24 protein-coding genes are annotated in these 25,338 nt (G+C 66.0%); 11 read left to right on the plus strand and 13 right to left on the minus strand.

Annotation, left to right across the window (positions count from 1 at the left end; genetic code table 11):
• Positions 1 to 157 precede the first annotated feature (157 nt).
• From ACYQ3G_RS06810 to ACYQ3G_RS06825, 4 genes are read left to right on the plus strand one after another with little or no spacing between them, the layout of a single operon-like run.
• Positions 158 to 1,282, plus strand: a complete 1,125-nt coding sequence (locus ACYQ3G_RS06810) for an efflux RND transporter periplasmic adaptor subunit (protein WP_459824027.1) — start codon at positions 158 to 160, stop codon at positions 1,280 to 1,282.
• 43 nt (positions 1,283 to 1,325) lie between these two features.
• Positions 1,326 to 4,442 carry an efflux RND transporter permease subunit gene (locus ACYQ3G_RS06815; protein ID WP_459824029.1) on the plus strand — a complete coding sequence of 1,039 codons (3,117 nt, stop codon included), beginning with the start codon at positions 1,326 to 1,328 and terminating at the stop codon, positions 4,440 to 4,442.
• Positions 4,439 to 5,056, plus strand: a complete 618-nt coding sequence (locus tag ACYQ3G_RS06820; RefSeq protein WP_459824031.1) for a methyltransferase family protein — start codon at positions 4,439 to 4,441, stop codon at positions 5,054 to 5,056. The genes ACYQ3G_RS06815 and ACYQ3G_RS06820 overlap by 4 nt, the downstream gene beginning before the upstream one ends.
• Positions 5,053 to 6,051: a glycosyltransferase gene (locus ACYQ3G_RS06825; RefSeq protein WP_459824033.1), complete on the plus strand. Its 999-nt coding sequence runs from the start codon at positions 5,053 to 5,055 to the stop codon at positions 6,049 to 6,051. The genes ACYQ3G_RS06820 and ACYQ3G_RS06825 overlap by 4 nt, the downstream gene beginning before the upstream one ends.
• Here the strand turns inward: ACYQ3G_RS06825 and ACYQ3G_RS06830 are convergent.
• The 5 genes from ACYQ3G_RS06830 to ACYQ3G_RS06850 all read right to left on the minus strand — a co-directional run bounded on the left by ACYQ3G_RS06830 (position 6,033) and on the right by ACYQ3G_RS06850 (position 10,390).
• The gene (locus ACYQ3G_RS06830; RefSeq protein WP_459824035.1) at positions 6,033 to 7,010 is read right to left on the minus strand and encodes a 4Fe-4S binding protein; all 978 of its coding nucleotides are present in this window, start codon (positions 7,008 to 7,010) and stop codon (positions 6,033 to 6,035) included. The two genes, ACYQ3G_RS06825 and ACYQ3G_RS06830, sit on opposite strands and share 19 nt — an antisense overlap.
• A 45-nt stretch (positions 7,011 to 7,055) precedes the next feature.
• Positions 7,056 to 8,156 (minus strand): 4Fe-4S dicluster domain-containing protein, encoded by a 1,101-nt coding sequence (locus ACYQ3G_RS06835; protein ID WP_459824037.1) that lies wholly within the window; start codon positions 8,154 to 8,156, stop codon positions 7,056 to 7,058.
• Between the two features lie 3 nt (positions 8,157 to 8,159).
• Positions 8,160 to 8,753: a MarC family protein gene (locus ACYQ3G_RS06840; RefSeq protein WP_028577888.1), complete on the minus strand. Its 594-nt coding sequence runs from the start codon at positions 8,751 to 8,753 to the stop codon at positions 8,160 to 8,162.
• Positions 8,754 to 8,874: 121 nt separating this feature from the next.
• Entirely contained in the window at positions 8,875 to 9,762 is an 888-nt protein-coding gene (locus tag ACYQ3G_RS06845) for a DMT family transporter (RefSeq protein WP_459824040.1), read from the minus strand.
• Positions 9,763 to 9,877: 115 nt separating this feature from the next.
• Positions 9,878 to 10,390: a periplasmic heavy metal sensor gene (locus ACYQ3G_RS06850; protein ID WP_459824042.1), complete on the minus strand. Its 513-nt coding sequence runs from the start codon at positions 10,388 to 10,390 to the stop codon at positions 9,878 to 9,880.
• A gap of 344 nt (positions 10,391 to 10,734) precedes the next feature.
• On the opposite strand from ACYQ3G_RS06850, the gene hcp reads away from it, so the two are divergent.
• Positions 10,735 to 12,432, plus strand: coding sequence for a hydroxylamine reductase (hcp, locus tag ACYQ3G_RS06855; RefSeq protein ID WP_459824044.1), 1,698 nt, complete (start codon positions 10,735 to 10,737; stop codon positions 12,430 to 12,432).
• A 109-nt stretch (positions 12,433 to 12,541) separates the two neighbouring features.
• Here the strand turns inward: hcp and ACYQ3G_RS06860 are convergent, their stop codons facing one another.
• Entirely contained in the window at positions 12,542 to 13,678 is a 1,137-nt protein-coding gene (locus ACYQ3G_RS06860; protein ID WP_459824046.1) for an MFS transporter, read from the minus strand.
• A gap of 222 nt (positions 13,679 to 13,900) precedes the next feature.
• On the opposite strand from ACYQ3G_RS06860, the gene ACYQ3G_RS06865 reads away from it, so the two are divergent.
• The 3 genes from ACYQ3G_RS06865 to ACYQ3G_RS06875 are packed head-to-tail and all read left to right on the plus strand — an operon-like array spanning position 13,901 to position 14,855.
• Positions 13,901 to 14,248, plus strand: coding sequence for a GrlR family regulatory protein (locus ACYQ3G_RS06865; RefSeq protein WP_459824049.1), 348 nt, complete (start codon positions 13,901 to 13,903; stop codon positions 14,246 to 14,248).
• 59 nt (positions 14,249 to 14,307) lie between these two features.
• A complete protein-coding gene (locus tag ACYQ3G_RS06870) occupies positions 14,308 to 14,526 on the plus strand; it encodes a type II toxin-antitoxin system ParD family antitoxin (protein WP_459824051.1) in 219 nt (72 codons plus the stop codon).
• Positions 14,527 to 14,534: 8 nt separating this feature from the next.
• Positions 14,535 to 14,855: a type II toxin-antitoxin system RelE/ParE family toxin gene (locus ACYQ3G_RS06875; RefSeq protein WP_459824053.1), complete on the plus strand. Its 321-nt coding sequence runs from the start codon at positions 14,535 to 14,537 to the stop codon at positions 14,853 to 14,855.
• Between the two features lie 39 nt (positions 14,856 to 14,894).
• Here ACYQ3G_RS06875 and ACYQ3G_RS06880 read toward each other — a convergent pair whose 3' ends face one another.
• From ACYQ3G_RS06880 to ACYQ3G_RS06900, 5 genes are all read right to left on the minus strand, one after another.
• Positions 14,895 to 16,163, minus strand: a complete 1,269-nt coding sequence (locus ACYQ3G_RS06880; protein WP_459824055.1) for an amidohydrolase family protein — start codon at positions 16,161 to 16,163, stop codon at positions 14,895 to 14,897.
• Positions 16,164 to 16,407: 244 nt separating this feature from the next.
• Complete coding sequence (locus ACYQ3G_RS06885; protein WP_459824057.1) at positions 16,408 to 17,349, minus strand: ABC transporter permease; 942 nt, start codon at positions 17,347 to 17,349, stop codon at positions 16,408 to 16,410.
• A 1-nt stretch (position 17,350) separates the two neighbouring features.
• The gene (locus ACYQ3G_RS06890) at positions 17,351 to 18,400 is read right to left on the minus strand and encodes an ABC transporter permease (protein ID WP_459824059.1); all 1,050 of its coding nucleotides are present in this window, start codon (positions 18,398 to 18,400) and stop codon (positions 17,351 to 17,353) included.
• Complete coding sequence (locus ACYQ3G_RS06895) at positions 18,397 to 19,926, minus strand: ABC transporter ATP-binding protein (RefSeq protein WP_459824062.1); 1,530 nt, start codon at positions 19,924 to 19,926, stop codon at positions 18,397 to 18,399. The genes ACYQ3G_RS06890 and ACYQ3G_RS06895 overlap by 4 nt, the downstream gene beginning before the upstream one ends.
• A gap of 39 nt (positions 19,927 to 19,965) precedes the next feature.
• Entirely contained in the window at positions 19,966 to 20,949 is a 984-nt protein-coding gene (locus ACYQ3G_RS06900; RefSeq protein WP_459824065.1) for a BMP family protein, read from the minus strand.
• Positions 20,950 to 21,387: 438 nt separating this feature from the next.
• Between ACYQ3G_RS06900 and ACYQ3G_RS06905 the strand changes: the two genes are divergently transcribed.
• Genes ACYQ3G_RS06905 through eutC form a run of 3 tightly spaced genes read left to right on the plus strand, consistent with a single transcriptional unit; the run spans position 21,388 to position 24,676 of the window.
• Positions 21,388 to 22,533: a glycoside hydrolase family 3 N-terminal domain-containing protein gene (locus ACYQ3G_RS06905; protein ID WP_459824068.1), complete on the plus strand. Its 1,146-nt coding sequence runs from the start codon at positions 21,388 to 21,390 to the stop codon at positions 22,531 to 22,533.
• Positions 22,530 to 23,897, plus strand: a complete 1,368-nt coding sequence (locus ACYQ3G_RS06910; protein ID WP_459824071.1) for an ethanolamine ammonia-lyase subunit EutB — start codon at positions 22,530 to 22,532, stop codon at positions 23,895 to 23,897. The genes ACYQ3G_RS06905 and ACYQ3G_RS06910 overlap by 4 nt, the downstream gene beginning before the upstream one ends.
• Positions 23,894 to 24,676: an ethanolamine ammonia-lyase subunit EutC gene (gene eutC / locus ACYQ3G_RS06915; protein ID WP_459824074.1), complete on the plus strand. Its 783-nt coding sequence runs from the start codon at positions 23,894 to 23,896 to the stop codon at positions 24,674 to 24,676. The genes ACYQ3G_RS06910 and eutC overlap by 4 nt, the downstream gene beginning before the upstream one ends.
• Before the next feature lie 48 nt (positions 24,677 to 24,724).
• Here eutC and ACYQ3G_RS06920 read toward each other — a convergent pair whose 3' ends face one another.
• Positions 24,725 to 25,024, minus strand: a complete 300-nt coding sequence (locus ACYQ3G_RS06920) for a HigA family addiction module antitoxin (RefSeq protein ID WP_459824077.1) — start codon at positions 25,022 to 25,024, stop codon at positions 24,725 to 24,727.
• An 11-nt stretch (positions 25,025 to 25,035) separates the two neighbouring features.
• A complete protein-coding gene (locus tag ACYQ3G_RS06925) occupies positions 25,036 to 25,314 on the minus strand; it encodes a type II toxin-antitoxin system RelE/ParE family toxin (protein WP_084435601.1) in 279 nt (92 codons plus the stop codon).
• Between the last annotated feature and the right edge of the window lie 24 nt (positions 25,315 to 25,338).

Consider the following 25,338-nt stretch of genomic DNA (forward strand, 5'->3'; position numbering starts at 1 on the left):
CAGGTTCCGATGCACGTGCCGCCGCGGGCCTGCGTATTTGCAGGGAGTTTTTTCTGTTGCGACCTGCCAAGGGTTCTTTACGAGCGAACAGGTTTGCATGTAGGAGCGTGCATTGGCCGCCATGGGCGGATTGCAAAAACCCAAGCATCGGATTGCCATGATCAGAAAAATTCTCCTCGCCCTTCTCCTTGTCGCAGTTGTGGCCGGCGGGCTTGCCGGCATCAAGGCCCTGCAGATCAAAAAAATGATCGACCAGGGCAAGTCCATGGTCATGCCTCCCGCAGTGGTCTCGGCCGTCAACGCCACGTCGGCTTCGTGGGAGACGGTGCTGACCGCCGTCGGGTCGGTCACGGCAGTGCAAGGCGTGACCCTGACCGCCGAGATTCCGGGCAAGGTCGTGCGTATTCTCTTCGACTCGGGGGATCGCGTGTCTGCCGGGGACGCCCTGGTGCAGCTGGACGTGTCGCAGGAGGCTGCGCAGCTGCGCGCCCTCGAGGCCAGCGAGAACCTGGCCCGCGTCAACCTGAAGCGCATGGAATCCCTGTTGGCCCAACGCTCCACGGCCAAGGCCGAGTACGACACCGCCCTGGCTACGCACCGGCAGTTCCTGGCCGAGATGGACGCCCTGCGGGCCGTCATCGCCAAGAAGACCATTCGCGCCCCCTTTGCCGGGACCCTGGGCATCCGCCAGGTCAACCTCGGTCAGAACCTGGGCGACAGCGACGTCATCGCCAGCCTGCAGCACCTCGACACCGTGCACGTCGAGTTCGTGCTGCCCCAGCAGCAGGTCGCGCAGGTGCACCCCGGCGTCACGGTCCGCGTGACCTCCGACGCCGTGCCCGGCAAAACCCTGGAAGGGCGGCTCACGGCCATCGAGCCCCTGGCCGACAGCTCCACGCGCACGGTGCGCATGCAGGCGGTGCTGGGCAACCCCGGCCAGGCCTTGCGGCCGGGCATGTTCGTCAATGTCGGAGTGGCCCTGCCCGATGAGCGCGTCGTGACCACCGTTCCCGTCACCGCCGTGCTTTCTGCGGCCTACGGGGCCTCGGTCTTCCTGGTCGAGGCGGCCGAGGGCAACGGCAGCGAAGGCCTGAAACTGCGCCAGCAGTTCGTGACCCTCGGCGAGCGGCGCGGCGATTTCGTGGCCGTGACCAAGGGGATCGAGCCCGGCCAGACCGTGGTCAGCACGGGCGTCTTCAAGTACCGCAACGGGCAGCCCGTGGTCGTGGACAACACCCTGGCCCCGGAATTCAAGACCGCGCCGACCCCGGAAAACTCCTGATGCCGGCCGCTTCGAACGCACAACGCTTTCACGGGCTCAACCCATGAAATTCACCGACATATTCATCCGCCGCCCCGTCCTGGCCCTGGTCGTCAACCTGCTGATCGTCATCGCCGGGCTGCAGGCCGTATTTACCCTCACGGTCCGTCAGTATCCGCGCAGCGACAACGCCATGGTCACCGTGACCACGACCTACGTCGGCGCCAGCGCGGAGCTGGTGCGCGGGTTCATCACCACGCCCCTGGAACGGGCCATCGCCGCGGCCGACGGCATCGACTACATCCAGTCCCAGAGCACCCAGAACCTCTCGACCATAAGCGTCCGGCTGAAGCTCAACTACGACCCCATCAAGGCCCTGTCCGAGATCAGCGCCAAGGTCGACCAGGTCCGCGGCGACCTGCCGCCCGACGCCGAGGTGCCCATCCTGAACGTGGAATCGGCCGACAGCCAGTTCGCCTCGGCCTACCTGAGCTTCTCCTCCACCGACCTGGAGCAGAACCAGATCACGGACTACCTCATGCGCGTGGTCCAGCCGCGCCTGTCGACCCTGAACGGCGTGCAGCGCGCCGACATTCTGGGCGCGCGGACCTTCGCCATGCGCATCTGGCTCAAGCCAGACCGTATGGCCGCCCTGAACGTCAGCCCCGCCGCCGTGCGCCAGGCCCTGGCCGCCAACAACTACCTCTCGGCCCTGGGCCAGACCAAGGGCGAGCTGGTGCAGATCAACCTCACGGCCGACACGGACCTGCGCTCGGCCGACGAGTTCAGGCAGCTGGCCATCCGCTCGGAGAACGGGGCCGTCATCCGGCTGGGCGACATCGCCGACGTGGCCCTGGGCGCCGAGGACTACGGCTCGGAGGTGCGCTTCACGGGCAAGACGGCGGTCTTCATCGGCGTCTGGCCCCTGCCCAACGCCAACTCCATCGACGTCATCAGGCTCGTGCGCGCCGAGATGGAGTCCATCCAGGAGTCCCTGCCCTCGGGCATGGAGGGGCGGGTGGCATACGACGCCACGGAGTACATCAACAGCGCCATCCACGAGGTCCTGAAGACCCTGGGCGACACGCTCATCATCGTCGTCATCATCATCTTTCTCTTCATGGGTTCCTTCAGGGCCGTGGCCATCCCGGTCATCGCCATTCCCCTGTCGCTCATCGGCGCGGTTTTCCTGATGCAGGCCTTCGGGTTCACCGTGAACCTGCTGACGCTTTTGGCCGTGGTCCTGTCCGTGGGGCTCGTGGTCGACGACGCCATCGTCGTGGTCGAAAACGTGGAGCGGCACCTGTCCCAGGGCGAGTCGCCCCTGAACGCGGCTATCCTCGGCGCCCGCGAGCTGATCGGCCCGCTCATCGCCATGACCATCACCCTGGCCGCGGTCTACGCGCCCATCGGCCTGCAGGGCGGCCTGACGGGCTCCCTGTTCCGCGAGTTCGCCTTCACCCTGGCCGGGGCTGTGACCATCTCCGGCATCGTGGCCCTGACCCTGTCGCCTGTCATGTCCGCCAAGCTCCTCAAGCCGGGCATGGAGGAGCACGGGCTGGCCGGGCGCATCGCCCGCGATTTCGGCAAGCTGCGCCGCTTCTACGGGCGACTCCTGGAAGGCACTCTCAACGCCCGGCCGGCGGTGTACGTGATCTGGATCGTCATCAGCGTCCTGTCCGTGCCCATGTTCACCATGTCCGCCACGGAGCTGGCCCCGACCGAGGACCAGGGCGTCATCTTCGGCATTCTCGACGCCTCGGCCGATTCCACCCTGGACCAGACGAGCGCCTACGCTGCGGCCGCCAACCGTGTTTTCCTGAGCACGCCCGAGGCGAAGTTCACCTTCCAGGTCACGTTCCCGTCCAGCGGCTTCAGTGGTCTGGTCGTCGCCCCCTGGGAACAGCGCGACCGCACCGCGGCCGAGATCCTGCCCGAGGTGCAGGCCGGCCTGGCCGCCATCCCGGGCATCCAGATGTTCCCGGTCACCCCGCCGGCCCTGCCCGGCGGCGGCGACTTCCCGGTGGAGTTTGTCCTGGCCTCGACGGCGCCGCAGGAGGAGATTCTCGACTTCGCCCGGCAGCTTCAGATGAAGGCCATGCAGAGCGGCATGTTCGCCTTCCCGCCGCTCATCGACGTCAAGATCGACCAGCCCCAGGCCGAACTGGTCGTGGACCGCGACAAGGTCGCGGCCATGGGCCTGAACCTGGCTTCCGTGGGCGGCGACATCGGCGCCATGCTGGGCGGCAACTTCGTCAACCGCTTCAACATCGACGGCCGCAGCTACAAGGTCATCCCCCAGGTGCAGCGCATTGACCGGCTGACCCCCGACCAGCTGGGCAACATCCATGTGACCGGCCCGAACGGCGAACTCGTGCCCCTGTCCGCCGTGGCGACCATCAAGGAATCCACCGTGGCCCGCTCCCTGAACCGCTTCCAGCAGCTCAACGCGGTCAAGATCAGCGGCGTGGCCGTGCGGCCCCTGGACGAGGCCTTGCGTTTTCTGGAGGACGAGGCCGCCGGCATCCTGCCCCAGGGCTACGTCATCGACTACACCGGCGACTCCCGCCAGCTGCGGACCGAGGGCAACAAGTTCCTGACGGCCTTCGGCCTGGCCGTGGTGCTGATCTTCCTGGTCTTGGCGGCGCAGTTCAACAGCTTCCGCGATCCCTTCGTCATTCTGGCCGGGTCCGTGCCCCTGGCCGTGTTCGGGGCGCTGATCTTCACCTTTCTGAAGATGCCCGACCCGAACGTGGCCTTCTGGACCGCCGGCTGGACCACGACCATGAACATCTATTCGCAGGTCGGCCTGGTGACTCTGGTGGGGCTGGTTTCCAAGAACGGCATCCTCATCGTCGAGTTCGCCAACCAGCTGCAGAAGCTCGGGCGTTCCAAGCGCGAGGCCGTGCACGAGGCGGCCATGACCCGCCTGCGGCCCATTCTCATGACCACCGGGGCGACCATAGCCGGCCACTTCCCCCTGACCCTGGTCACGGGCGCGGGGGCCGCGGCGCGCAACTCCATCGGCCTGGTCCTGGTCGGCGGCATCGCCATCGGCACGCTGTTCACCCTGTTCATCATCCCGTCCATCTACATGCTCGTGGCCCGCGACCATTCCCACGACCGCGAGAAGGACGAGATCGGCCGCGACGTCAAGGGCGGGGAATCCCTGGTGGGGTGACGCTTGCGCTGCTGGCCCTGGGTTGGGCATGCTGGGGGGCGCTGCACAGCCTGCTCATAAGCCCGGGCTGGATGCGCCTCGTCTCGGCCCGCCTCCCCCGGCTGTGCCCCTGGTACCGGCTGGCCTACAACGGCCTGGCCGTGCTGACCCTCCTGCCTCTTCTCCTCTTCAAGAATTCCCTGGCCGGGGAGCCGCTTCTCGCCTGGAGCGGCCCCCTGGCGGCGGTCCGCTTCGGCCTGCTCGGGGCGGCCCTGTGGCTGTTCTGGGCCGGGGCCCGGGTGTACGACCTGAAGGTCGTCGGCGGTCTGGCGCAGCTGCGTTCGGCCTGTTCCTTCGCGGGCAGCCCCTATGCCGAAGAGCTGCTCACCGCAGGCATCCTGGCGCGGGTCCGCCATCCCTGGTACGGCGGTGCGCTTCTGCTGCTCTGGACCCGCACGGGGGCCTTCGACGCGGCGGAACTGGTCACCAGCCTGGTGCTGACGGGCTACGTGCTGATCGGCGCGCGGCTAGAGGAGCGCAAGCTCGTGCACGTCCACGGCCAGGCCTATCTGGGCTACCAGCGGTCGACGCCCATGTTCTTCCCGTGGCCGCGGAGCGGCAGGGCTGCGCGATGAAGGTCTGGTGGCGCCTTTCGGACTACATCAGCCACCGGCGCGCAGGCGAGGCGTACGTCCGCTGCCTGGAGACGGCGGGATTCGAGCCCGCGAGAGGGCCGGAAGATGCGGATCTGGCCGTGGTTCACGAGGACCCGTTGTTCTGGCCGCGCATATTCCGCGCATGTCCGATCCTGTCCGAAATGCCCGTGGCCGGGTATGCGGTATGGGAAGGGGGAACCCTGCCGGAGGTCTACCGGCAGGGGCTTTCGCTGGTGAGGGAGGTGTGGACGGCGTCGACGTTTTCGGCCGGTGCCCTGGCCCAGGGGCATCCGTGCGTGAAGGTCCTGCCGCACGTGGTCGAGGTTGTCGAACCGGCCGCGCAGGACCTGCGCTGGGCGGCGGAACGCCTCGGGGCGGGGCGCTACTTCTTTTCCATCGTGGACGCGCTCAATCCGCGCAAGAATCTGGAAGCCCTGCTGCGGGTCTTCGCCCGAGTGCATGCCGTGGTTCCGGATGTCCGGCTGGTCCTCAAGCAATACCGCAAGGAGGTCCCTCTGCGGGGGCTTTCAGGGGTGGTCAGCCTGGGCGGGGACATGACGGACGGGCAGATTGCGGCCCTGCACCGGGGGGCCCTGGCCTACGTCGCCCCGCACCGGGGCGAGGCCTGGGGCTTGGGACTGAGCGAGGCCATGAGCCATGGCGTGCCTGTCCTGGCCACGGGCTGGTCGGGCAACATGGAGTACATGGACGAAGGCAACTCCGTGCCCCTGCACTACGAACTTGAAGCGGTGGGCGGCCGCATGGCCGGTCTGCTGCCGCACTTCACCCCGGACATGCTCTGGGCCCGGGTCGACGAGGGACACCTGGAGCGCGAGATGCTGCGCCTGGTGCGGCGCGGTCCCGACCCGGCCATGTGCGTCCGGGCCCGGGCCGTGGCCGAACGCTTTTCCCTGGCCCGCGTGGCCGCAGTCCTGGGCGTCCTGCTCCGGGGCTTCTACTCCAGAAACATCTGATAGAACCGCTGCAGCATGGGCAGGGGCACGGCCTGTTCCCAGCGTCCGGCGGCCAGGGCCAGCAGCCACGCGCCGAGCATGACGGCCACGCTGCCGACGCCGATGGTCCAGGCCGGGACGGTCCGGCCCGCGGCGCGTATGGTGATGCAGCCGGCCACGGGACACGCTTCCTGGCAGCGCATGCAGCCCAGGCACTCCGGGGAGAGCACCCGCTCCAGGTCCTGCACGCGGATGCAGCCGGGGCAGGCCCCGGTGCACCGGCCGCAGTTCACGCAGGACGCGCTGTCGCGGTGGATGCGCATGGGGCTGGCCCAGCTCAGCAGACCCAGCAGAGCGCCGTAGGGGCAGAGATACCGGCACCAGAAGCTGCGCAGCCCGACGCCCAGCACGAGCAGCGAGGCCAGGATCATGAGGGTCGTGCGGGACGGGCTCTGGAAGAAGCGCAGCATGCGGGCGTCGGCCACGAAGTTGTAGGGCGATGTCGCGAACTGTTCGAGGGCCTGCATGTCCATACCGATGAAGACGGTGTAGATGAAAAAGCCCAGGGCCAGATACTTGGGCGCGGCCAGCAGCCTGGAGACCCACGGGCCCGGCACGCGCGACAGGGACAGCCGTCGGCCCAGGGCGTTGAGCATCCCCGAAATGAAGCCCACGGGGCAGACATAGCCGCAGAAGCCCTTGCGCAGGAGAACAGCCGTGGCCAAGGCGGCCAGGAAGATGACCAGGCCGGCCGGGTGGACCATGTCCCAGGTCCCGGTGGCCAGGAGGCGGCGCAGGCCCATCAGGGCCGCGATGGGCAGGAAGGCCTCCACCGAGGCCGGGCGGGGGACGAAGACGTCGCTTGCGGCCGTGGCCCAGAGCATGAAGCGGTGAAACTGCCAGCCCGTGTGCAGGCAGAGGATGAGAAATGCGGATTGGATGACCCGCTGACGGACGGATGATGTCGAGATGGTGATCATGGTTGTCTGGGAGGGTCACGGCGCATCGCCGCGATCCGGTGAGCGTTAACGGATGTGCGCGAGGGCCCGCCACTTGAGGCGCAGGCGGTGCAGGTAGGTGGCCAGGCCCTTGGGACGCGGCAGGGTTCCTGACATGGTTCTGGCCGGATGGAAGACGAGGTCCAGGAGATGCACGGCGCGGGCGTGTCCGGAAAGGAAGGCCACGCACCCCGCGCAGGAGGTGACCACGACCCGCCCGTCAGCCCGCCGGACCGCTTTCGCGCCCCAGGCGGCGGCAAGCTCCGGCCGCAGCAGCCCGACGCTGCCCCCCTCGCCGCAGCAGGGGCTCAAGGGGCCGTCCTGCCTGGTCTTTTCCGGGTCGAGTCCGGTGTCCTCGACCATCAGCCTGATGCGCTCCTGGATGTGCGCATCACCACGGTACGGACAGGGCGTGTGTACCACGGCCGCGCCCCGCACGGAGGCGTCCCGGGTCACGGGATGCTCGGCCAGCACGTCGAAGACGGTCCTGACGGTCAATTCCCGGCCGTATTCGGTGAAGACCGCGAAACAGTTGGGACATGCCGTCAGCACCGTGGTCACGCCCATGGCGTGCAGCCGGTCCAAAAGCGCTCCGAAGCGGACGTCGAAGCGATCCTGGCAGCCAAGGTCGTGGGTCGTTTTAAAGCAGCAGGACAGGACCAGTCCGAGGTCGGGAATGCAGTTGCGCAGATGGGCCAGAAGCGCCCTGGTCGTGTCCGGATGACGGCCGGGCAGGGTACAGCCCGGGAAGAAGACCGTATCGCCTCCGGCCGGAAGGCGGAACAGGCTCATGAGCTGCGATGCGCCAAAGCGTTCGTAGTCGAGCCGCGCCCGGTACGGCACGAGGCTGATCCGGCCCGCATCCATGGCCGCCCTGCGCATGGCCAGGAAGAAGGCCTTCAGGGGCAGCCCCATGGGGCAGACCGTGGAGCACAGGCCGCAGAGGCTGCACTCGAAGGCCGCGGCCCGTCCCGTGCCGGTGGTCAGAAAACGGTCGGCCAGCGTTTTGGGCGTGCCGTGTTCGCTCAGGAACGTGCACCGGAACTGGCAGGCGCGGCATTCGGTGCATTCTGCGGAAATCCGGCTGGCCAGTTCGTGCAGGTCTTTTGTCGGTGCGGCGTGCGTCACGGCTCAGTGCAGGAAATTCCTGATACCGGTGAAGACGATCTGGGCGGCCATGGCCGAGAGGACCAGGCCCGTGATCTTGGTCATGACGGACAGCCCAACGGAACCGAGGAGCTTTTTCAGGGGCCTGGCCGAACGCAGCAGGACGCCGACGGACAGGCAGGAGCAGATCAGCGCCCCCGCGCCCACGGCCCGCTCCGTGGCGCCGCCCAACTCCGCGCCCAGGATCAGGAGCGTGCCGATGGTGGCCGGGCCCACGGTGATGGGGATGGCCAGGGGCACCACGGCGAAGTCCACGTCCGGTGCCGCCTCCTGGCTTGAGCGCTTGCCCGAGACCAGGGACACGGCCGAGAGGAAGAGCAGGCTCCCCGCGCCGATGCGGAAGCCGTCCAGGGTGATGCCTAAGGTGGAGAAGATGGGGTTGCCCGCGAAATAGAGGATGAGGCTGATGACCATGACGGCCATGGTCGTGCGGATGGCTACCATGCGCTGCTCGGTCTTGGTCATGTGCTCGGTCATGGACAGGAAGACGCTCAGCACGAAGAAGGGCGTGAGCAGGAAGAAGAGCTTCATGCTCAGGCTGACGAAAAGGGTGATCATGGCTGTATCCGTGTGCGCCCGGCGGCGCGGTGTTGCGTGCATGTCCCGGCCGGATGCCGGGACGAGCCGTCCTTAGGCCCGCCGCCCGCCAAAGGCAAGGGGCAGAATCTGCATACCCGCATTATCCCCGCGTGGCCAGCACGATGCCGCCCAGGATGCACCCCGCGCTGGCCAGATGCACCGGGCCCATGGGTTCCCCCAGGAAAAGAAACGCGGTCGCCCCGCTGAAGAGCGGCAGGCTGTAGTAGATGAGCCCCGCCAGGGAAGGGCCGATGGAGGCCACGGCGCTGTTCCACATGGCGTAGGCGGCCAGGGACGCGCCGAGCCCGACGTAGAGGATGGCGCAGGCCATGCCCGCGGTGATCACCGGCGGTCCTGCGACGGCGTATTCCCAGCCGGCCCACGGCAGGAGGAAGACGAGGCCCGTGCCGATGAGGGTCAGCAGAAAGACCGACGGGCTGAGCTTTCCGGAGTACCTGCGCACCATGATGCTGTACGCGGCGAAGAGGACGGCGGCCAGGGTCATCCACAGGTCGCCGGTCGAGAAGTGCAGCCCCAGCAGGCGCGCGGGTTCGCCGCCGGTGATCAGGAGCAGGACGCCGCCCAGGGCTGCGGCCAGACCCAGGATTTTTCGCGCAGTCAGCCTTTCGCGCAGGAAAACGCGGGCCAGCAGGATGATGAAGACCGGCGTGGACGTGGCGATGAGCGAGAGGTTCAGGGCGGAGGTGGTGCGGGCGCCCGTGTACAGGAGCGCGTTGAAGACCGTGACCCCCAGAAGCGCCATGGGGATCATGGTCGGCAGGCTTCGACGGATGGCGGCCCGGTCGGCCCAGGCCGCCCGCCAGGCGAAGGGCAGCAGCCCCAGGAAGGCCACGCCCCAGCGCAGCAGGGACAATGTGGCCGGTTCGATGCTCTGGTTCAGGAGGCGGGCGACGATGAAGTTGCCGGACCAGATGACGGTGGCGCCCAGTGCGAAAAGGGCGCCGCGGAGGCGTGTGGTGTCGGTCATGGGGAACGGGGAAAAAAGGTTGCGCGGACGGGCCGAGAACGACGAATTCCCCCGAGTCTGTTCGAACTCGGGGGAATTGTCGAGAGGATGGTTCGCCGCGAGCGGCGGGGCCGTGTTACTGCTGGGCCGGGGCACCGTGTCCGGCATGACCGGCGGGAGCCTGGCCGGCGGTGCCGTTGCCGGACATGTCATGCTGCATTCCGCCCATGGCGCCATGCTGCATGCCACCACTCATCATGCCACCACCCATCATCTGGCAGCCGCCCTTGCCGCCCATCATGCCGTGGCCCATACCCGGAAGGATTCCTTCCTTGGCCAGGGTCTTTTGCAGCTTGACCCTTTCCGCGTAGATCTTGCCGTTCAGGGCGTTGATCTCCGCGACCAGGGCCTCGACCTTCTTGTCGTCGGTCTTGTCTCCGTAGATTTCGGCGTCCAGGGCGGACTCCTTGGCGAAGATCTGCCTCTTCAGGTCCGCTGTAGCCGCGGTGAAGTCGTCGTGGGCCTTGTCGACCACTGCCTGCTTTTCCGGGGTCAGGTTCGCCGTATTGCCGTGGTTCATGGCCATGGCTGTGCCTGCAAAGGCCAGGAACAGGGCCAGGGCGATGATGATGTTTCGAGTCGATTTCATAGCGTTTCTCCTTGGGAACAGTTTGGAATGAATTTCATTCATCAAATGCCGTGCCACAGGGGGGCACGGCATTCATCACTCTATTTCTTATGCGTTATCGAGCTGTTGGCAAGGAATGACGCCGGGATGGGCTTTTTCGGTTGTGCAGGCGGATGGCGCACATGTTTGCGATTTGTGCAGTATCTGGTTTGTGGTGCGCGGCCTGACGGAAGGGCGGTGGGGCGCAGACGGTCGCATGGCGTGGTGGGCGGTTATGTCCGATTTTTGATCCAGCTCAAAGATGGAACGCCGTAACCTGCATAGAGAGGTCTCAACGACATCAAAACTCTCATGGAGGTTGAACCATGTTTTGCAATCAGTGTGAACAGACTGCCAAGGGCCAGGGATGCGACAAGATGGGCGTGTGCGGGAAGACTCCCGAAGTGGCCGCCCTGCAGGACCTGCTGACCCATTCCGTCAAGGGCCTGTCCCTCTACGCCCATGCCGGCCGCAAGGTGGGCGTGGTCGATAATGAAGTGAACCGCTTCTCCTGCGAAGCCATTTTCTCGACCCTGACCAATGTGGACTTCGATCCGGCCCGCTTCGTGGCCATGATCGAGCGCTGCGACGCCCTGAAGACCCGTCTCAAGGAGAAGGTCAAGTCCGCCGGGGGCCAGGTCACCTTCGGCAACGAGCCGGAGCCCGGCTTCCTGACCAAGGTGGCACGCATGTTCCTGGGTGGAGAACAGCCCGATTTCACGGCGCACCCTGAAATTTCCTTTACCGTTGCCGGCACGACGCAGCTGGTGCCCATGGGCGAGAAGGTCGGCTTTGCGCCGAAGCCCGACGCCAACGCGGACCTCGAATCCCTGCGCCAGATCCTGACCTACGGCCTGCGCGGCGTGGCCGCCTACGCCGACCATGCAGCCATTCTGGGTCAGGAGTCCGACGAGGTCTACGCCTTCATCCACGAAGCCATGGCCGCCACCCTCGACCAGAGCCTGGGCCTCAACGAGCTCATCGGGCTGTGCCTGGGCTGCGGCAAGGCCAACCTGAAGGCCATGGAGCTTCTGGACGCCGCCAACACCGGCTCCTACGGCCACCCCGTCCCGACGGAAGTCCCCCTGGGCGCCAAGAAGGGCAAGGCCATCCTCGTCTCCGGGCATGACCTCAAGGACCTGGGCCTGCTCCTGGAGCAGACCGCGGGCAAGGGCATCAATATCTACACCCACGGCGAGATGCTGCCCTGCCACGGCTATCCGGAGCTCAAGAAACACGCTCATTTCCACGGCCACTACGGCACGGCCTGGCAGAACCAGCAGAAGGAATTCGCAGAGTTCCCCGGCGCCATCCTCATGACCACCAACTGCATCCAGAAGCCGGTCGAGTCCTACAAGGGCAACATCTTCACCACCGGCCTGGTCGGCTGGCCCGGCGTGACCCACGTCGGCAAGGACTTCTCCCAGGTAATCAATAAGGCCCTCGAAATGCCCGGCTTCGCGGTCGACGAGGACAAGGGCAGCGTCCTGACCGGGTTCGCCCGCAACGCGGTTCTGGGCGTGGCCGACAAGGTCATCGCCGCGGTCAAGGGCGGCGACATCCGCCACTTCTTCCTGGTGGCCGGCTGCGACGGCGCCAAGCCCGGCCGCAACTACTACACCGAGTTCGTTGAGAAAGTGCCCAGCGATTGCGTGGTCCTGACCCTGGCCTGCGGCAAGTTCCGCTTCTTCGACAAGAAGCTCGGCGACATCGGCGGCATCCCGCGCCTGCTGGACATCGGCCAGTGCAACGACGCCTACTCGGCCATCCAGATCGCGGTGGCCCTGGCCGGAGCCTTTGGTTGCGGCGTGAACGACCTGCCCCTGTCCATGGTCCTGTCCTGGTACGAGCAGAAGGCCGTGGCCATCCTGCTGACGCTGCTTTCCCTCGGCATCAAGGGCATCCGCCTCGGGCCCAGCCTGCCGGCCTTCATCACCCCGAACGTGCTGAACGTGCTGGTCGAGAACTTCGACATCAAGCCCATCACCACCCCGGACGAAGACCTGAAAGCCATCCTCGGCTGATCTTCTCAACCTCCAGAAAACGCGAAGCCCCCGGATCCTTTGGACCTGGGGTTTTCGTGTTTCCGGAAAGGTGCGCAGCGTCTTCGCTCTTTTTCTGCTTCCAGACGGCTCACGTCTTCTCTGTGCGAATGCACTGCACGAAGGCCAGGGACACGAGGCTCAGGGCAGCGCCGCCCACGAAGGGGATGCGGTAGTCCACCATCCAGAGCAGGCCGCCAGTGATGGGAATGACCACGGCCGCGATGTGATTGATGGTGAAACCCACGGCCATGCTCGGGGCGATGTCGCGTGGGTCGGCGATCTTCTGGAAAAAGGAGCGGATGGCCATGGCGAAATTGAAGAAGATGTGGTCCAGGATATAGAGGGCCGCCACCATGAGCTTGCTGTCGGTGAAGGCGTAGCCGAGGAAGACGAAGAACAGGGCCGTGTACTCCAGGGACAGCACCCTGCGTTCTCCGAAGCGGTTCACGGCCCGGCCGATCATGGGGCTCAGGAAGGAGTTCACGGCGTTGTTGAGCATGAACAGCAGCGTGATCTCCGTGACTGTGTATCCGAATTTCGTGACCATCAGAAACACGGCGAAGGCCACGAAAATCTGCCGCCGGGAACCGGACAAAAAGGTCAGCACGTAAAAGAGCCAGTAGCGGCGGCGCAGAACCATGTTCTTGCGCTGGAGCGGCAGATCCCCGCGCGCGGGTTTGGGCAGCAGGCAGAGGCTGGCCGCGGCCACGATGAAGATGCCGAGCAGCATGTACAGGGTCTGGTAGTCGGCATGGTTCACGGCCACCAGAAAGACGAGGCCGATGGCGATATTGGCGATGGAACCCGCCGCGCGCAGGCGGCCCATGACCACCGGGCTCTGGGTGACGCTGAAGTACTGCAGGGTCAGGGATTGGCTCAAGGTCTCGTAGTAGTGGAACCCGAAGGACATGACCAATGTGGCCAGGACAAGGCCGCCGTAGCTTGGCATCATGCCCGTCAGCATCACGCCCAGGCCCATGACCATGAGCGAGAGCACGGCCAGACGGTGCTCGCGCACGAAGACCAGAAGGTAGATGACCAGCAGGGCCAGAAACCCCGGCACCTCGCGCAGCCCCTGAATCATCCCCATCTGTTGGCCCGTGACGTGTGCCACCTCCACCGCGTAGTTGTTGAAAAGCGTGCGCCAACCCTGGAACCCCAGAGCGCTCAATACGGCCAAGGCGATGAGGAACAGGTACATGGGCCTGTTTTGCGGAGTATTCATGTTGCTATCCTGATGCGCCGTCAGGCGCTTGTTCTTGCTGAGGTAGATGGCCGCACGCCGCACTGCGGGGCAGGGCCGACGGAACGGCATGAGACGGTTGATAGCGGGTGTCAAGTTCGGGATACGGGGAGTTTTCAGCCAGTTTGCTTTTGCCGCATCCACGAGCCACAATGTGCGCCCCGGCGGCACACAAGTCGTGCGGGAAAATAAAGGAGGTTCGCGATGCAGGATGGGATGTACTGGCTACGCTTCAAGGCTTACGACAAGACGGAAGAAGGCGTGGCGGTCGTCAGGCGGGGCCTGGTGAACGGCGGCGGGCCGGTTTATGTCTGGCAGGGGCGCCTGACCTTGGAGGATGGCGCAATGCGAGGACATCTGACCATACGTAAATGGAAGCCGCTGGCGCCGCCAGAACTGGGCATGTTCAAGACGGCAAATCTGGACATTGACGGCCGCCTTGATGCGTCAGCCCGCTCTTTTGAAATGGTGGGGCATGCACACGGGCACCACGTGGTGCACCTGCGCATCAGCGGGCATTGGCTCGGAGAGTTGGCTGACGACAACCTCTGAGATTGGTATCTGAGTTTGCCAATTTTTGCCAAAATCGGTATGTTTTATTCATGAGCACCATGAACATTTCTCTCCCCGAGGCCCTCAAGAGTTTTGTGGATGAGCAGGTTGCGAGTCGTGGTTACGGCACGAGTAGCGAATACGTACGGGAATTGATCCGCAAAGATCAGGACCGTCAGCGTCTGCGCACCCTGCTTCTTGCCGGAGCGTCCTCCCCGGAGCGTGAACCGGCCGATGGCGCGTATTTCGAAACGTTGCGCGGCCGAATTCGTCGGTGAATCCGCGTGTGAAGGCGTTTCCAGTCATTCCCCGCGAGCGTGCCCATCAGGACATCGAGGAGACCATCGGGCATTATCTGGAGGACGGAGCGGCCGAGGCAGCCCTGGGCTTTATCGACGCCCTCGAACGGGCCTTCACGCAGATCGGCAGGCATCCGGAAAACGGCTCGACTCGTTTCGCTCATGAGCTGAACCTGCCGAACTTGCGGTCCTGGCCGCTGAAGCGCTTTCCGTATCTGGTCTGTTACGTTGTCCGGGAGGCACATGTCGACGTATGGCGTATCCTGCATGCACGGCGCGATGTTCCGAACTGGTTGCAGGACGAATAAGGCCATGCCGTGCCGCTGGTCGGCAACATCTTCTCTGCCTTATGTAAAATCGACCAACTCCTCACCCCCTCCCAAATCCACGCTGGCCATGACCTCCGGGGTCCGGCTCACGACCTTGCCGCGTCGGATGACCCACAGTCGCGCCGGGCGCAGGCGCAGGGCTTCGAGTTCGCTTGCGGCCTGCAGGATGACCATGTCCGCGTTGCAGCCTGGCTTCAGGCCGTAGCCTTCCAAGCCCAGCACCTTCGCTCCGTTTTCCGTCACGGCCGCGTACATCTTCTTCAAATCGTCCACGCCGGTCATGTGCAGGGCGTGGGCTCCCATGTGCGCCACTTCCAGCATGTCGTGGCTGCCCATGGGGTACCAGGGGTCCATGATGTCGTCGTGCCCGAAGGCCACGTTGATGCCCATGTTCATCAGCTCCGGCACGCGCATGAGCCCCCGCCGTTTGGGGTATGTGTCGTGCCGCCCCTGCAGGTTCATGTTCACCAGCGGGTTGCATACGCAGTGCATCCCCGCCTCGGCCATGAGCGGCAGCAGCTTCGACACATAATAATTATCCATGGAGTGCATGCTGGTCAGGTGCGAGCCCGCGACCCGGCCCTGCAGGCCCAGGCGTTGCGTCTCGTAAGCCAGGCTCTCCACGTGCCTTGAAAGCGGATCGTCGGACTCGTCGCAGTGCATGTCGACCATGAGTCCGCGTTTCGCCGCGATCTCGCACAGCACGCGCACCGACTCCCGCCCCTGGTCCATGGTCCGCTCGAAGTGCGGAATCCCCCCGACCACGTCCATGCCCTTGTCCAGCGCCCGTTCCAGCAGCTTCACCCCCTTCGGCGCGCGCAGCACCCCGTCCTGGGGAAAGGCCACGAGCTGGATGTCCACGAAATCCTTCATCTCCTCGCGCACTTCCAGCAGCACGTCCACGGCCATGAGGCTCGGGTCCGTGGTGTCCACATGCGTGCGGATGGCCAGATTGCCCTTGGCCACGCTCCAGCGCAGCAGTTTGAGTGCCCGGTCTTTGATGGCCTGGGGCGTCAGATCCGGCTTGAGTTCGCCCCAGATGCGAATCCCCTCGAGCAGCGTACCCGTCTCGTTCCTGCGCGGCAGCCCCGCCGACAAGGTCGCGTCCATATGGAAATGGCTGTCCACGAACGGCGGAGTCACCAGATACCCCTTGGCGTCAATCGTCTGCACGGCCTCGGCCTGTATACTCGGCTCGACCATCACGATGCGCCCATCCTTGCATCCGATTTCGGTCAACGCATCCTGTCCAGGCAGGGCCGTGTTGATGACAAGCAGATCCAGCATGATAATCACCTCGTTTTTAAGAGTGCCTCCGGCGGGCAGGGGATGCGTCCCCTGCACCCCAATAATCGGGTCAAGGGACGAGTCCCTTGCGGGGCGCGGGGCGGAGCCCCGCATTCAACCGGCGCGATATTTCGAGAAAAAGAGCCTCCGGCGGGCAGGGGGATTATCCCCCTGCACCCCTGACAGGGTCAAGGGGCGCGCCCCTTGCGGGGTGCGGGGCAGCGCCCCGCGTCTCTTCCCCCCTCTACCGCTCCCCTTTACGGAAGGGAACCAGCAAGGCCTTGGGGTAGGCGGCTTTGCGGGACATGGCGATGAGGGCCAGGATGGAGCAGAGGTAGGGGAGCATGAGGTAGAATTGGTATGGGATGGCGGAGATGGATTGCTGTTGGACGCGCATCTGGATGGCGTCGAAGGCGGCGAAGAGGAGCGTGCCGAGGAGCGCCTTGCCGGGTTTCCAGGAGGAGAAGACGACAAGCGCGATGCAGATCCAGCCGCGTCCGTTGACCATGCCGATGTAGAAGGCGTCGAAGGCGGCGAGCGTCAGGAACGCGCCGCCCACGGCCATGAGTGCGGAACCGGCCATGACCGCGCCGGTGCGTAAGGCCAGGACCGAGAGGCCTTGGGCCTCGGCGGCCAGCGGGTTTTCGCCGACCATGCGCAGGGCCAGGCCCAGGGGGGTGCGCAGCAGGACGTAGGCGGTGACGGCGACGAGGATGAAGGCCGTGAGCGTGAGGGCGGTCTGGCTGAAGAGGACCGGGCCGATGAAGGGCAGGGTGGAGAGCACGGGGATGTCCAGCGGCGCGAAGGGGACGATCTTGGGCGGCGTGGTGACCTGCGGCAGGATCATGCGGAAGGCGAAGGAGCTGAGGCTTGCGCCGAGCATGGTGATGCCCAGGCCCGTGACGTGCTGGGACAGACCCAGATGCACGGTGAAGACGGCGTGCAGGAGCCCGAGGGCCGCACCGACGCAGGCGGCGAAGAGCACGCCGCCCCAGAGGGTGCCGCCGAGGTAGACCCAGGTCCAGCCGGACATGCAGCCCGCGGCCATAATGCCCTCGATGCCGAGGTTCAGGACCCCGGCCCGCTCGCAGATCAGTTCGCCCATGGTGCCGAAGATGAGCGGGGTGGCCATGCGAACGGTGGCCAGCCAGAACCCGGTTTCGAAGACGAGGGAGAGGATGTCCATGTTATCTCCAGCGGATGCGGTAGCGGGTCAGGAACATGGCCAAAAGGACCGTGAGCAGGCTCACGGCCGTGGTCACGTCGGCGATGTAGTTGGAGATGGCGATGGCGCGGCTCATGGAGTCGGCCCCGATGTAGATGATCGCGATGAAGGCGGCCGAGAGGACCACGCCCAGGGGGTGCAGGGCGGCCAGCATGGCCACGACGATGCCGGAATAGCCGAAGCCGGGGGACAGATCGAGGGTCAGGTAGCCTTTGACGCCGCACAGTTCGCTGACCCCGGCCATGGCAGCGAGGCCGCCGCTCAGGAGCGCGGTGCGGATGATGGTGGCCCCTACGGGCATCCCGGCGAAGGTGCTGGCTTTCAGGCTTGCACCGACTGCGCGGATCTCGAAACCCCAGACCGTGAATCGCATCATCCACCAGATGAGGATGGCGCAGGCCAGGGCCAGGACGAAGCCCAGGTGCAGGCTCGACTTGGGCACGAGCACGGGCAGCATGGCGCTGTTGACGACGGGCGCGGCCTGGGGCCAGCCCATGGCCATGGGGTCCTTCCAGGGGCCGAAGACCAGCCAGTTGACGACCAGCAGGACCACGAAGTTGAGGAGCAGGGTGGTGACCACCTCGTCGGCCTTGAGCCGCGTCTTGAGCCAGGTCGGGATGAGCAGGAAGAGCCCTCCGGCCAGGGCGCCGGTCAGGAAGAGGAAGGGGATCATGAGCCACGCGGGCAGGTCGATCATGCCGGTGCCGAGCCAGGTGGCCATGCAGGCCCCGACGTAGAACTGGCCTTCACCACCGATGTTCCAGAGTTTGGCCCGGAAGGCCACGGCCGCGGCCAGGCCGGTGAAGATCAGCGGCGTGGCGCGGGTCAGGGTCTCGGTCAGGGCGAAGGTCGAGCCCAGGGCGCCCTTGAGGAGCAGGCCCCAGGCCGAGAGGGGCGAGGCTCCGGCCCAGAGGATGAGCCCGGAGCAGATCGCCATGGCGGCGACGACGGCCAACAGCGGCGCGCCGACCTGCCAGCCGAAGGCCACGGATTCGCGCGGTTCGAGCCTCATGCCGCACCTCGGTGGTCGAAAGTCTGACCGCTCATCATCAGGCCGAGCCGGGCCCGGTCCACGGTGGCCGTGTCCTCGGGCGCGGACAGGTGGCCCTGGTACATGACCTGGATGCGGTCCGAAAGCTGGAAGAGCTCGTCCAGGTCCTCGGAGATGAGGACCACTCCGGCCCCGCGCCGGGCCGCGTCCAGGAGGTGCTGGTGCACGGCGGCCGTGGCCCCGACGTCGAGGCCCCAGGTCGGCTGGTTGGCCAGGATCAGGTGCGGGCCCTGGGACAGGACGCGGGCCAGGATGAGCTTCTGCATGTTGCCGCCCGAGAGTTTGCGCACCGGCGCGTCCGGTCCTGCGCAGCGGATGTCGAAGACGTCCATGAGCTGCGCGGCGCGGGAGGCCAGGGCCTTGAAGTTGAGCATGCCGCGCCGGGAAAAGCCGGGCAGGCGGTAGATTTCCGTGGACAGGTTCTCCATGACCGTCATGTCCGCCACCAGCCCCGTGCCGGTGCGGTCGTCCGGCACGCGGCCGACGCCTGCGCGGATCATGGCCGCCGGGGTGAGGCGCGTCACGGTCTGGCCGCGCAGGACGACATGGCCGCCGGTCGGAGCGACGAGGCCGGACAGCAGGTCCGCCAGCAGGGCCTGGCCGTTGCCGGACACGCCGGCGATGCCGAGGATTTCGTGGGCGCGCACCGAAAGGGTCAGTTCGTCGAGATCAACTCCGCGATCCGGGCAGCCGGTGCGGACGCGGTCCAGCACGAGGACCTCCTCGCCGGGCGGGTGCGGGATGCGCGTGGCCTGGGGGATGTTGGCGCCGACCATGGCCTTGGCCAGGTCTTCGGCGGAGGTGGCTTTGGTCGACGTTTCCAGCACCACGCGGCCGTGGCGCAGGACCACGCAGCGGTCGCTGGCGGCCATGACCTCGCGCAGCTTGTGGGTGATGAAGATGACGGACAGGCCCTGGCTGACCAGTTCGCGCAGGGTGGCGAAGAGGTGGTCGCTCTCCTGGGGGGTGAGCACGGCCGTGGGCTCGTCGAGGATGAGGATGCGAGCGTCGCGGTACAGGACCTTGAGGATTTCGACGCGCTGCCGTTCGCCCACGGACAGGCCGCGCACCATCGCGTGCGGGTTCACGTGCAGACGGAAGCGTTCCATGAGCGAGCCCAGCTTGGCCAGAGCGCGGGCCGAGTTGCGCCGGAACCCCCACAGGGGCTCGGTGCCGAGCATGATGTTCTCGAGCACGGTCATGTTCCCGGCCAGGGTGAAATGCTGGTGGACCATACCCACTCCGGCCGCGAGCGCTGCCCTGGGTGAACCCGGCGGCAGGGGGCTGCCCTGCACTTCCACCGTTCCCGCGTCTGCGACGTAGTGGCCGAAGAGGATGGACATGAGCGTGGTCTTGCCCGCCCCGTTTTCGCCCAGCAGGGCCAGCATCTCGCCGGCGTCCAGGGTCAGGGAGATGTCGTCGTTGGCCGCGAGGGGGCCGAAATGCTTGGTGATGCCGCGAAGCCGCAGCACGGGTGTGTTGGACATGGTGAAAAAAAGGGGCCGGAGTGTGCCGGCCCCTTGGGATCAGAAGGTGGATTTGGGTTCGTTGTCGTTGATCTCGACGACCAGCTTGCCGGCCTTGATGGCGGCTTCGGCCTCGGCGACCTTGACCTTGACGTCTGCCGGGATCTTGTCCTCGAACTCGTAGAAGGGGGCCAGGGACGCGCCGCCCTTGGCCATCATGGTCCACTCGCGATAGTCCTCGGCGGCGAAGGTGCCGGCCTTGACCCGTTCGATGGCGTGGTTCAGGGCCGATTCCATGTGCCACAGGGCCGAGGTCACGACCACGTCCTTGCCGTTTTCCTGCTTGTTCATGTCGTTGACGTTGCCGAAGGCGATGATGCCCTTCTCGCGCGCCGCGTCGACCACGCCGGAGCGCTCGGCATAGAGCACGTCCACGCCGGCCTCGACCTGGGCGTAGGCGAATTCCTTGGCTTTCGGCGGATCATACCAGGAGCCGATGAAGGACACCTTGAACTGCACGGCCGGGTTGATCGCCTTGGCGCCGGCCATGAAGGCGTTGAAGAGACGGTTGACCTCGCCGATGGGGTAGCCGCCGACCATGCCGATCTTGTTCGTCTTGGTCATGGCCCCGGCGATCATGCCCATGAGGTAGCAGGGCTCGTGGATATAATTGTCGAACACGGCCAGGTTCGTGCCATCGGGCCCGAATGTGTCGCCCATGAGATAGGCCACGTTCGGGTAGTCCTTGGCCACCTTGCGCACGTCGCGGGAGATGCCGAAGGCCTCGCCGACGACGAGTTGCACGCCTGCTTCGGAGTATTCGCGCAGGACGCGGATGTAGTCGGTGTTGGAGACCTTTTCGCTCCAGACGTAGTCTATCTCTCCAGCCTCCTGGGCCTTCAGGAGCGCCTTGTGCAGGGTCGCGTCCCATTTCTGCTGGATGGGCTGGGTGTAGATGCCGGCGACCTTGATCTTGGCGGCCATGGCCGTGGAGCCGAGGAGAAGGGTCACGCCGAGCATGACCAGAAGCAGGGTGCGTTTCATGGGTTCCTCTCGTTTCATGGTTGATACAATGGGCCGGGTCTGAAAAGCAGCAAGCGTGCCAGCCGGCGCCTGCAGTCGCGGGGCGCGGAACGTGCGGCCCATCTGCGTGGCGGACCGGGCTTTGCGTCATAAGGCTGATGCCCAATTGGACCAATTTTGTCCATAAAAAAAGGGTATTGGCATTGCGTTCATTGGCGGTCGGGGCGCCCCGGGCGGTGAACCAGGAGCGCCGGGCGAAGCGGGGACAGGGGCAAGATGGCCTGATGCTTGACTCAATTTGTAAAAAAGCTGTCTCGGGAGATGACTCAAATGAAAAATTCGGCCTTCCCGGATGACTCCGGAGCCGCCTCTTGCATGGGACGGGTTCGGGCACGTAACGGAGAGAAACGGCAGCGGGGTTTTCCCGCCCCTTCCGAACAGCCCAACCCGGGGAAACTCATGATCAGAATTGTCCTTTGCGCAGTCGTCGTCTTTGTTCTGCAGACCTCCGCCCTCGCCGCCGGCGGGGGGCGTCCCGAACTTCGTGCAATGCTCGGCCAGATGCTGCTGGTCGGTTTCCGGGGCGCGGAGCTGGCCGACGACGCCCCCATCCTGCGGGACATCCGTCAGCACGACCTGGGCGGAGTCATTCTTTTCAACCGCGACGTGCAGCTGAAGACGGCCGGGCGCAACATCCAAAGCCCTGCACAGGTCCGCGCCCTGACCGCCGCGCTGCAGGCAGCGGCCCGGACCCCGCTCTTCATCGCTGTGGATCAGGAAGGCGGCAGGGTGCGCCGCCTGCGCGAAGAGGCGGGCTTCCCGTTTAGCCCGTCGGCCAGGGCCATGGGGCAGGGGGCGCCGGATGAGACGCGGCAGGAGGGCGAACGCACCGGGCGGCTGCTGGCGGGTCTGGGCATCAACCTCGATTTCGCGCCCGTGGCCGACGTGGACGTGAACCCGGCCAGCCCGGCCATCGGGGCCCTGGAGCGCAGTTTTTCCGCGGCCCCGGAAACCGTCGCGGCCCATGCCGGGGCGTTCAGCCGGGGCCTCCTGTCCCAAGGCGTCCTGCCCTGCCTCAAGCATTTTCCGGGGCACGGCAGCGCTATGGTCGACTCCCACCTCGGACTGACGGACATCTCGCGGACCTGGAGCCCCGCGGAACTGATCCCCTACGAGCGGCTGATCCCGCTTGGGGCCAGTCCTCTCATCATGTGCGGGCATCTTTTCCTGGGGCGCTTCGACGCGGACCACCCGGCCACGCTGTCTCCCGCCGTGCTGACGGGGCTCCTGCGCGAGCGTCTGGCTTTCACGGGCGTCATCGTCTCCGACGACATGCAGATGCGGGCAATCACGGCGCATTACGGGTTGGAGGAAGCCGTGCTGCGAGCTGTGGAGGCCGGGGTGGACATCCTGGTTTTCGGCAACAACCTGGACTACGACCCGGACGTCGTGCCCAAGGCCGTCGACATTCTGGTCCGCGGCGTGGACAGCGGGCGGCTGACGCGCGAGCGCATCGAGGCCTCCTACGACAGGATCCGCAAGGCCAAGGCGCTCCTTGCGGCGCCGCAAGGGGCGACAATCGGATTGGCGGGAGACCGGTCATGAGCCGCGCGCATCGGACCCTGAAGGAGTTGCTGGCCAAGGCTTCGTCCCTGCGTTCGGGCGACTTCCTGGCCGGGGTTGCGGCCGCCACGGAAGAGGAGCGCGTGCTGGCGCAGATGGAGCTGGCGGGCGTGCCGCTGGCGCGGTTCCTGGAGGAGCACGTCGTCCCCTACGAGGACGACGAAGTCACCCGGCTCATCATCGACACGCATGACAAGGACGCCTTCGCCCCGGTCCGCAGCCTGACCGTGGGTGAGTTCCGCGACTGGCTGCTGACCGACGCGGTCGACGGCGAGGTTCTGGTCCGTCTTGCCCCCGGCGTGACACCGGAGATGGCCGCGGCCGTGTCCAAGCTCATGCGCCTGCAGGATCTGGTTCTGGTGGCCTCCAAGTGCCGGGTCACGACCCGCTTTCGCAACACCATCGGGCTGCCCGGCACCTTCTCGGTCCGGTTGCAGCCCAACCACCCGACCGACGATCTGCGGGGCATCGCCGCCTCGACCCTGGACGGGCTGTGCTACGGCTGCGGCGACGCGGTCATCGGCGTCAACCCGGCCACGGACAGCCTGGACAACATCCGCCGCATCCTGGACATGCTGGACGGGCTCATTTCCAAATACGCCATCCCGACCCAGAGCTGCGTGCTGACCCACGTGACCACGACCATGGAGGCCGTCGAGGCCGGCGCGCCTGTGGACCTGTGCTTCCAGTCCATCGCCGGGACGCAAGGAGCCAACGCGAGCTTCGGCGTGTCCCTGTCCCTGCTGCAGGAGGCTCTCGAAGCGACCCGGTCCCTGTCGCGCGGCACGGTGGGCGACAACATCATGTATTTCGAGACCGGCCAGGGCAGTGCCCTCTCGGCCGGGGCGCACCACGGCGTGGATCAGCAGACCCTGGAGGCCAGGGCCTACGCCGTGGCCCGCAGGTTCGAGCCGCTGCTGGTCAACACGGTGGTCGGGTTCATCGGGCCCGAGTACCTGCTGAACGGCAAGCAGATCGCCCGCGCCGGGCTGGAGGACCATTTCTGCGGCAAGCTCCTGGGCCTGCCCATGGGCGTGGACGTCTGTTACACCAACCACGCCGAGGCCGACCAGGACGACATGGACGCGCTGCTGACCCTGCTGGGCGCGGCGTGCTGCACCTTCGTCATGGGCGTGCCCGGTGCCGACGACATCATGCTCAACTACCAGTCCACCTCCTTTCACGACGCGGCCTACCTGCGAAAACTCCTCGGCCGCAGGCCCGCGCCGGAGTTCGCGGCCTGGCTGGAGTCGTCGGGGGTGATGGACGGGAGCGGGCGGCTTAAGCCCATCGAAAAGGGCAACCGACTGCTGGGTCTGCCGGACGGCGTAAGGGGGGAATCATGAAGAAAGGGACCGATGCGCCCGTCACGGTCAGCCGGGACCCCTGGGGCGAACTGCGGCGCTTCACCGCGGCCCGCATCGCCGTGGGCCGCAGCGGGTCGAGCCTGCCCCTGGCGGAGAGCCTGGCCTTCAAGCTGGATCACGCGCGGGCGCGGGACGCGGTGCACGCGCCATTTCGCCGGTCCGAGCTGGCCGGCCGCCTGCGCGCGGGCGGCCTCGCCTGCGTCGAACTGGAATCCTGCGTGGCCGGCCGGGAGGAATACCTGACCCGTCCGGACAAGGGGCGGCGTCTGAGCGAGAGGTCCGTGAACGCGCTGCAAGGACTGGAGAAGGGCTTCGACATCTGCCTGGCCGTGGGCGACGGCCTTTCGGCTCGGGCCATCCACGAGAACGCCGAGGCCTTTGTTTTGGCCTGCGCGTCCATGTTCGGGCAGGCCGGGCTGACCGTCTCGCCGGTCTGTCTGGTGGAGAACGCGCGGGTGGCCGTGGCCGACGAGATCGGCGAAATCCTGCGGGCCCGGCTGTCGGTCATCCTCATCGGCGAACGCCCCGGCCTGTCCTCGCCCAACTCCATGGGCGTCTACCTGACCATGAACCCGCGCGTGGGCGTCACGGACGAGGCGCGCAACTGCATCTCCAACGTGCGCGAAGGGGGGCTTTGCGTGGTCGAGGGCGTGCGCAAGCTCGGTTATCTCGTGGAAGAGGCCTTCAGACTGGGGCTGAGCGGTGTGGGGCTCAAGGACAGGATGGCGGAGGGGTATCTGCCGTTCGGACTGCCGTAATCGGCGATTGAGGGCGCTGTGAGGAAAAACTGATGTAGCGCGCTGGAATCAGGCCGCCGCGCCTGACCAGGGCTTGATTTTCTGCAATTCGGCCTTGAGGGCGCGTTCCGCGATTTCGGTGTCATGCGCGGCCTGGGCGCGGAGCCAATAGCCCTTGGAGAGGCCGAAGAAACGGCACATGCGCAGGTCGGTGTCCGCCGTGATGGCGCGCCGCCCCGCCACGATCTCGCTGATGCGTTGCGCGGGCACGTTGATCTCTTTGGCCAGACGGTACTGGCTCACGCCCATGGGCTTCAGGAATTCTTCCAAGAGAATTTCGCCGGGAGTGATGGGTGCTAACTGGGTCATTTTTCGCTCCGTTAGTGGTAGTCCACTATTTCCACGTCTTCCGCTCCCGCATCGGTCCAACGGAAGCAGATCCGCCACTGGCCGTTGATGCGGATGCTGTGCTGTCCTGCTCGGTCGCCTTTGAGGGCTTCCAGGCGATTGCCGGGCGGTATCCGCAGATCCTCCAGGCGGCCCGCGATTTCAAGCTGGCGAATCTTGCGCCGTGCGACCGCAGCGATATTCGAGAATCGACGACAATTGAGGCCGTGTGACAGCCTTTCGGTGAGGTCGCATTTGAAGGATATGATCACGGCGCAATAATGACGTGTCGCATG

The sequence above is a fragment of the Desulfomicrobium salsuginis genome (assembly GCF_054657795.1).

Bases quoted from the DNA above. Each gene is read 5' to 3' on its own strand.
- ACYQ3G_RS06920 (WP_459824077.1), bottom strand. From the start codon at position 25,024: ATGACCCAGTTAGCACCCATCACTCCCGGCGAAATTCTCTTGGAAGAA.
- ACYQ3G_RS06865 (WP_459824049.1), top strand. From the start codon at position 13,901: ATGCAGGATGGGATGTACTGGCTACGCTTCAAGGCTTACGACAAGACG.
- ACYQ3G_RS06825 (WP_459824033.1), top strand. From the start codon at position 5,053: ATGAAGGTCTGGTGGCGCCTTTCGGACTACATCAGCCACCGGCGCGCA.
- ACYQ3G_RS06845 (WP_459824040.1), bottom strand. From the start codon at position 9,762: ATGACCGACACCACACGCCTCCGCGGCGCCCTTTTCGCACTGGGCGCC.
- ACYQ3G_RS06870 (WP_459824051.1), top strand. From the start codon at position 14,308: ATGAACATTTCTCTCCCCGAGGCCCTCAAGAGTTTTGTGGATGAGCAG.
- ACYQ3G_RS06895 (WP_459824062.1), bottom strand. From the start codon at position 19,926: ATGTCCAACACACCCGTGCTGCGGCTTCGCGGCATCACCAAGCATTTC.
- ACYQ3G_RS06810 (WP_459824027.1), top strand. From the start codon at position 158: ATGATCAGAAAAATTCTCCTCGCCCTTCTCCTTGTCGCAGTTGTGGCC.
- eutC (WP_459824074.1), top strand. From the start codon at position 23,894: ATGAAGAAAGGGACCGATGCGCCCGTCACGGTCAGCCGGGACCCCTGG.
- hcp (WP_459824044.1), top strand. From the start codon at position 10,735: ATGTTTTGCAATCAGTGTGAACAGACTGCCAAGGGCCAGGGATGCGAC.
- ACYQ3G_RS06890 (WP_459824059.1), bottom strand. From the start codon at position 18,400: ATGAGGCTCGAACCGCGCGAATCCGTGGCCTTCGGCTGGCAGGTCGGC.
- ACYQ3G_RS06910 (WP_459824071.1), top strand. From the start codon at position 22,530: ATGAGCCGCGCGCATCGGACCCTGAAGGAGTTGCTGGCCAAGGCTTCG.
- ACYQ3G_RS06900 (WP_459824065.1), bottom strand. From the start codon at position 20,949: ATGAAACGCACCCTGCTTCTGGTCATGCTCGGCGTGACCCTTCTCCTC.
- ACYQ3G_RS06840 (WP_028577888.1), bottom strand. From the start codon at position 8,753: ATGATCACCCTTTTCGTCAGCCTGAGCATGAAGCTCTTCTTCCTGCTC.
- ACYQ3G_RS06830 (WP_459824035.1), bottom strand. From the start codon at position 7,010: ATGATCACCATCTCGACATCATCCGTCCGTCAGCGGGTCATCCAATCC.
- ACYQ3G_RS06815 (WP_459824029.1), top strand. From the start codon at position 1,326: ATGAAATTCACCGACATATTCATCCGCCGCCCCGTCCTGGCCCTGGTC.
- ACYQ3G_RS06880 (WP_459824055.1), bottom strand. From the start codon at position 16,163: ATGCTGGATCTGCTTGTCATCAACACGGCCCTGCCTGGACAGGATGCG.
- ACYQ3G_RS06850 (WP_459824042.1), bottom strand. From the start codon at position 10,390: ATGAAATCGACTCGAAACATCATCATCGCCCTGGCCCTGTTCCTGGCC.
- ACYQ3G_RS06885 (WP_459824057.1), bottom strand. From the start codon at position 17,349: ATGGACATCCTCTCCCTCGTCTTCGAAACCGGGTTCTGGCTGGCCACC.
- ACYQ3G_RS06905 (WP_459824068.1), top strand. From the start codon at position 21,388: ATGATCAGAATTGTCCTTTGCGCAGTCGTCGTCTTTGTTCTGCAGACC.
- ACYQ3G_RS06860 (WP_459824046.1), bottom strand. From the start codon at position 13,678: ATGAATACTCCGCAAAACAGGCCCATGTACCTGTTCCTCATCGCCTTG.